The 4,906-nt window shown below is 31.7% G+C and carries 8 protein-coding genes; 6 read left to right on the top strand and 2 right to left on the bottom strand.

Going from position 1 to position 4,906, the window contains the following annotated elements; genetic code table 11:
* Positions 1–186: 186 nt before the first annotated feature.
* Both ACI9TV_RS15760 and ACI9TV_RS15765 read left to right on the top strand, forming a co-directional pair.
* On the top strand, positions 187–600 hold the full coding sequence (locus tag ACI9TV_RS15760) for a hypothetical protein (RefSeq protein WP_415251775.1): 414 nt from the start codon (positions 187–189) through the stop codon (positions 598–600).
* 82 nt (positions 601–682) lie between these two features.
* Positions 683–787 carry an LPXTG cell wall anchor domain-containing protein gene (locus ACI9TV_RS15765; protein WP_415251776.1) on the top strand — a complete coding sequence of 35 codons (105 nt, stop codon included), beginning with the start codon at positions 683–685 and terminating at the stop codon, positions 785–787.
* Between the two features lie 12 nt (positions 788–799).
* Here ACI9TV_RS15765 and ACI9TV_RS15770 read toward each other — a convergent pair whose 3' ends face one another.
* Both ACI9TV_RS15770 and ACI9TV_RS15775 read right to left on the bottom strand, forming a co-directional pair.
* Complete coding sequence (locus tag ACI9TV_RS15770; RefSeq protein WP_415251777.1) at positions 800–1,354, bottom strand: YqiA/YcfP family alpha/beta fold hydrolase; 555 nt, start codon at positions 1,352–1,354, stop codon at positions 800–802.
* A 4-nt stretch (positions 1,355–1,358) separates the two neighbouring features.
* Positions 1,359–1,685, bottom strand: coding sequence for an MTH1187 family thiamine-binding protein (locus ACI9TV_RS15775; protein ID WP_415251778.1), 327 nt, complete (start codon positions 1,683–1,685; stop codon positions 1,359–1,361).
* Positions 1,686–1,855: 170 nt separating this feature from the next.
* Between ACI9TV_RS15775 and ACI9TV_RS15780 the strand changes: the two genes are divergently transcribed.
* The 4 genes from ACI9TV_RS15780 to ACI9TV_RS15795 all read left to right on the top strand — a co-directional run bounded on the left by ACI9TV_RS15780 (position 1,856) and on the right by ACI9TV_RS15795 (position 4,854).
* Complete coding sequence (locus ACI9TV_RS15780) at positions 1,856–2,089, top strand: hypothetical protein (RefSeq protein WP_415251779.1); 234 nt, start codon at positions 1,856–1,858, stop codon at positions 2,087–2,089.
* A 2-nt stretch (positions 2,090–2,091) separates the two neighbouring features.
* Positions 2,092–3,468: a mannose-1-phosphate guanylyltransferase/mannose-6-phosphate isomerase gene (locus ACI9TV_RS15785; protein WP_415251780.1), complete on the top strand. Its 1,377-nt coding sequence runs from the start codon at positions 2,092–2,094 to the stop codon at positions 3,466–3,468.
* A gap of 73 nt (positions 3,469–3,541) precedes the next feature.
* A complete protein-coding gene (locus tag ACI9TV_RS15790; protein WP_415251781.1) occupies positions 3,542–4,639 on the top strand; it encodes a hypothetical protein in 1,098 nt (365 codons plus the stop codon).
* 53 nt (positions 4,640–4,692) lie between these two features.
* Entirely contained in the window at positions 4,693–4,854 is a 162-nt protein-coding gene (locus ACI9TV_RS15795) for a hypothetical protein (RefSeq protein WP_415251782.1), read from the top strand.
* Positions 4,855–4,906: the final 52 nt, after the last annotated feature.

Here is a 4,906-nt window from a genome sequence, read left to right on the forward strand (position 1 = left end):
ATTGATAAAGAAATTTCACATGAGTTAAGTCTTGCTCTACTCACACCACTTAACAAGTATCTTCCATATATGGGTCTTGTAGTTTATCCACCCTTTATTTATTTAGCTTTTTCCTAACACTTCATAATACACAATCACTTCACCATTATTTACTATAATTTTACTACTTACTTGAAGGAGTCAGTTATGAAAAAGATACAAATAATACTACTTAGCCTTTTAGTTGCCTCATCAGCTTTTGCTTGGGGGAAAAATGAGAGAAATGCCTTACTAGGATTTGGAGCTGGAGTTATAGTTTCACAACTTGTAAACAATCATGATAATAACTACAATACAAGAGTTTCTTATGAACAAAGGATAGTACATACACGTCCACGTCACGTACAAAAAGAAGCTCGACATGTAGATGAACGTAGATATAATGAGCCTCGTTATGATAATCGTCGTTATAGTGAACGTAAACATCATAAAGCACATCAACATCATTATACAAAACGTCACAACAAGCATCATAACAAACACCATCGTAAAGCTCATCGTAGAGGGCATCATAATGATACAATGGTTATAAATAATCATCGAAGTAACTATTATTACTAAATCATATATTAGGCTAGTAAGATTTGTTTTCTAGCCCAATATCTGCTATTATTACGTATAATTTAATACAAGAAGTTTACTTATGAACGACACAACAGATATAACAACACAAACCATTAGAATGCTTATCTTTCTAGTTATTGCAGGTATATTTTACTTTATTTTAAAAAAGAAAAAAGAAAAGTAGTTAAACAGTTTTTTATTTAGATAAAAAACTTTCTACACTTTTAAAATGCCTCTCTATCCCAACATACCCATGATTTCCACCCTCTTCTACAACTAAAGTAGCGTTTGGTAATTTGTCTATGGCTTCTTGAAAGTTTAATGTCTCATCACCTTTTTGCGTTAAAAGCATAAAATTCTCTTGAACAGGTGAAGTAACTTCATAGTTTTTTAAACTGTCTATATGAAACTGCATCCAAGTAAAACTACTTTCATCATGAAAACTAGGAGCATTTCCCAAAACTTTAGGTAACGTTTTATATGGATAAATGGAAGGGTTAATCAACACTGCTTTTACATCATACTTATGAGATAGGTAAATACTGTAGAAACCTCCAAGAGAGGAACCTATAAGTTGTACTTCACCATTATATGATTCTACTAATTCTTCTAATGTTTTTATAGCTAGTTCAGGAATGTAAGAAAGTGATGGTGCGATAAAACCTACACCATTATCTCTAAAGTACTTACGAAAAAGTTTTGCCTTAGCTCCTTCACCACTACTTCCAAATCCATGAATATAAATTACCATCTATCTAATGACTTACTTTTCTGTTAAGAACTTTTTCAACAGATTCTATTTTTGTTTTAAGTCTGTTTTCACAGTTATGACGGATGTCAAACTTAAGTGAAGAGTACACTCGCTCACAGTCCCCTACTTGCTCATACGCAAGTTCGATGATACTAAGAGCTTCTTTCATACTCGAAGCTTCTATAACTGTTCCCATTGGTGTTAACTGGTAAGGTACACCTGACTTATCTATTGCATCAACTATTTTACTTACTTGCTTTGATACAGAACCACCTTCTCTTCCATCTGGTGAAGTTGGGAACATTGAAAATTCTAAAAGTACACTTAACATATTTGACTTCCTTCTTGTGTTTTAAGGATTGGATTCTAACTGATTCAATCTAAAAAGAAGGTTTTGATACATGGAACCGTTACATGAATAATTTCTTTTGAAGTTTAAATCTCACACTGCAAACTATTTGCATAGTACGACTATAAAATCACATTATAAAGGTTAAATAAATGAAAACTTGTAGTCTAATTGTAGCAATATCTTTTTTGGCAGTATCTTTAAATGCAAACAGCAGTGAAATCTCTAGCCAACTTAGAAAAAATATAGAATCAAAACGTAGTATACAAACTAAATACATGACTGAAGGAAGAAATATTATTGAAAAAAATAGAAATAATATAGAAGTACTCAGAGACTATAAAAGATTTGTACGAAACCTACAAATCAATACAACAAAGGATTAAAAATGACAACAGTAATTTTAAGTGGTGGAAGTGGGACAAGACTCTGGCCTATAAGTCGTACTTTAATGCCAAAACAATTTGTTAAATTTAATACGAACACGTCCTTATTTCAAAAGACAGTTCTTCGTAATTGTACACTAAGTGATAAGCTAATGGTCATATCTAACATTGAACAAAAATTTTTGGTACTTGATCAGCTTCAAGATATTGAAAGTGTACATACTGCATTTATTTGGGAGTCTATTGGTAAAAATAGTGCTTGCGCAATAATTATGGCTGCATTAAATTCAGACAAGGATGAAATTTTATCTATTGTTCCAGCGGATCATCTCATTGACAATCAAGAAGAATACGAAACAACGATAAAACAAGCTGTGGAACTTGCAAAAGATAATAATATCGTTGCAGTCGGAATCGAACCTACACATCCTGCAACAGGCTACGGATACATTAAACATAACGCTCAAAATGTATGTTCCTTTATAGAAAAGCCTCACAAAGAACTAGCCGAATCATTTCTAGAAGATGGAAACTACTTATGGAATGGTGGAATTTACTGCTTTAAAGTATCTCATTTTTTACATATATGTGAAAAGATAATTCCCCAACTACTAGCTTCAATAAAAAAATCTTTTACAGAGAGTATCTTTGTAGATAAAGAATGTACAGTTTTAGCTAAGAGTGTTATAGATATAGAGTCTGTCAGTATCGACAATGCACTTATGGAAAAACTACACAACAACTTTAAGGTAGTTCCCTTGGTTACAAAATGGAATGATATGGGATCGTTTGACTCTCTTGATGAGATTTGCCAAGACTCTTTTTTAGAAACAAATAATCAAGATCTAATCTCTATTGAATCCCATAATAACTGTGTCGTTTCCTCAACTAGAATGATTGCAACCCTTAATGTAGACAATTTAATTATAGTTGACACTCCTGATGCATTGCTCATTACGACTAAAGGAAATTCTCAAGGTGTTAAGAAAGTGGTTAATGAGTTACATAAACGTAAAAGCGATCTTCTTACAACACCAGCCACAGTTACAAGACCTTGGGGAACATATACCGTTTTAGAAAACACTACAGCCTATAAAACAAAAAAAATAGTAGTCAATCCTGGAAAACGCTTGTCACTTCAATCGCATTTTCACCGAAATGAGCATTGGATTATTGTAAGTGGAACAGCTAGGGTAACTGTCGGTGAAGAGATCAAGCTTCTTAAAGCTAATGAATCTACCTACATTCCAGCTGGTGAAAAGCATAGACTAGAAAACCCTGGACGTATTAAACTAGTTATGATTGAGGCACAAATTGGCGAGTACCTTGAAGAAGATGACATAGTCAGGTACGAAGACGACTTTAATCGTATCGCTTAAAACAAGAATGCAATCTATTTGCATTCATCTCATATATCATAAGGGTAAGAATAAAAAATATATGAGGTGTAAAATGTTTAACTATCAAAAACCAAAGAGTTTAATTACTATCTTAGAAAATAAGCATGATTTTATAAATGCTTATTCTAGAGAGCTTTATAGAGCTACTAGATATAATTACCCAGTTTCTTCATTAAACATTATTATTCCAGAAAAAATCACAAGTCAAAAAATAAAAGATTTTATCATAGACTCTTTTAGAGAATCAGATATTGTTTACTGTAATGATTCTAGTCAATCTTTACAAGTACTTTTACCTTATACACCAGAGGCACACCTAGATATCATTATAGATAGAATGATAAAATCATATGAAGACATAAAAAAAGTTGATGTAACATCTCAACTAAAATGTGAAATAATCTCATTAACAAAGAATGATGATGATATATATTCAATTATTTATGCCATAGAAAGTGCTGAAAACTTAACAGCTGCTAATGACGCTACAACAGCATACTTCCATACAATTTCAAAAAAACTACTTACGATAGTGGAGCAAGGAAATTGTGAAGTAAATCTTGTCAACCACTATTGTGGTATGAAAGTAAACTATAAAGCAACTTTGGTAAACGCAAAAGAAGGTTTATATACTTTTGAAACAGATGCTATGCAACTTGCTGCAATGAACAATAATGAGCAAACACTTATAGAAATAAAAAAATATGGTTTTCATATGAGTGCTGATGTAGAAAATATTGATTTTATCTTAAATAGAGTTACATTAACAAACCTAGTTGTTATGCAATATAACAGTATACATGCTGCTTCACTTACAGTAGAGCTTAAAGAGCAACTCTCAGCACAACTTGTTTCACTAGATAGTAAAGCTGACATTAATCTTTCTGCTGTTTCATTTAATGAAATATATGGTTGTGGAGATATTTCACAGTTAGCTATTGATAACAATACATTACGTCTTTTAATAAATAAAGATGAACAACAATATACATTACTTGTAAAGTTCATTTATTCTAAATTTAATGGGCAAACACAAAAGTTTACATTACGCATTATGGATACTTCAGAAAAAAGTATGGAGTTGTTTAAAAGTATTGTAACAAAGCGCTCAAGAGAATGTATACAAGAGCTTAAACATTTATGTGCATAATGCAATGCATTTGCAATCACTTAGTCTATAGTACTAAAAATAAGGAGTTCAAGATGTTTCCGTTACTACATAAAATCATTGAAACAAGACCATCTAACAATATTACATATGAAGGTGGGCTAGGTAAATATAACCCAAATATCGATACAAAATATTGTCACTCTCTCTATACTAAAAACAATATTTCTACTACTGAAATAAAGGATAAGTCATGAAGGTTCTTTGGATAAATGATAAAGCAAGTTTCACTGGTGGTGCGGAAGCATA

Origin of the sequence: Sulfurimonas sp. (assembly GCF_047622445.1) — a bacterium.
Lineage (GTDB): Bacteria > Campylobacterota > Campylobacteria > Campylobacterales > Sulfurimonadaceae > Sulfurimonas.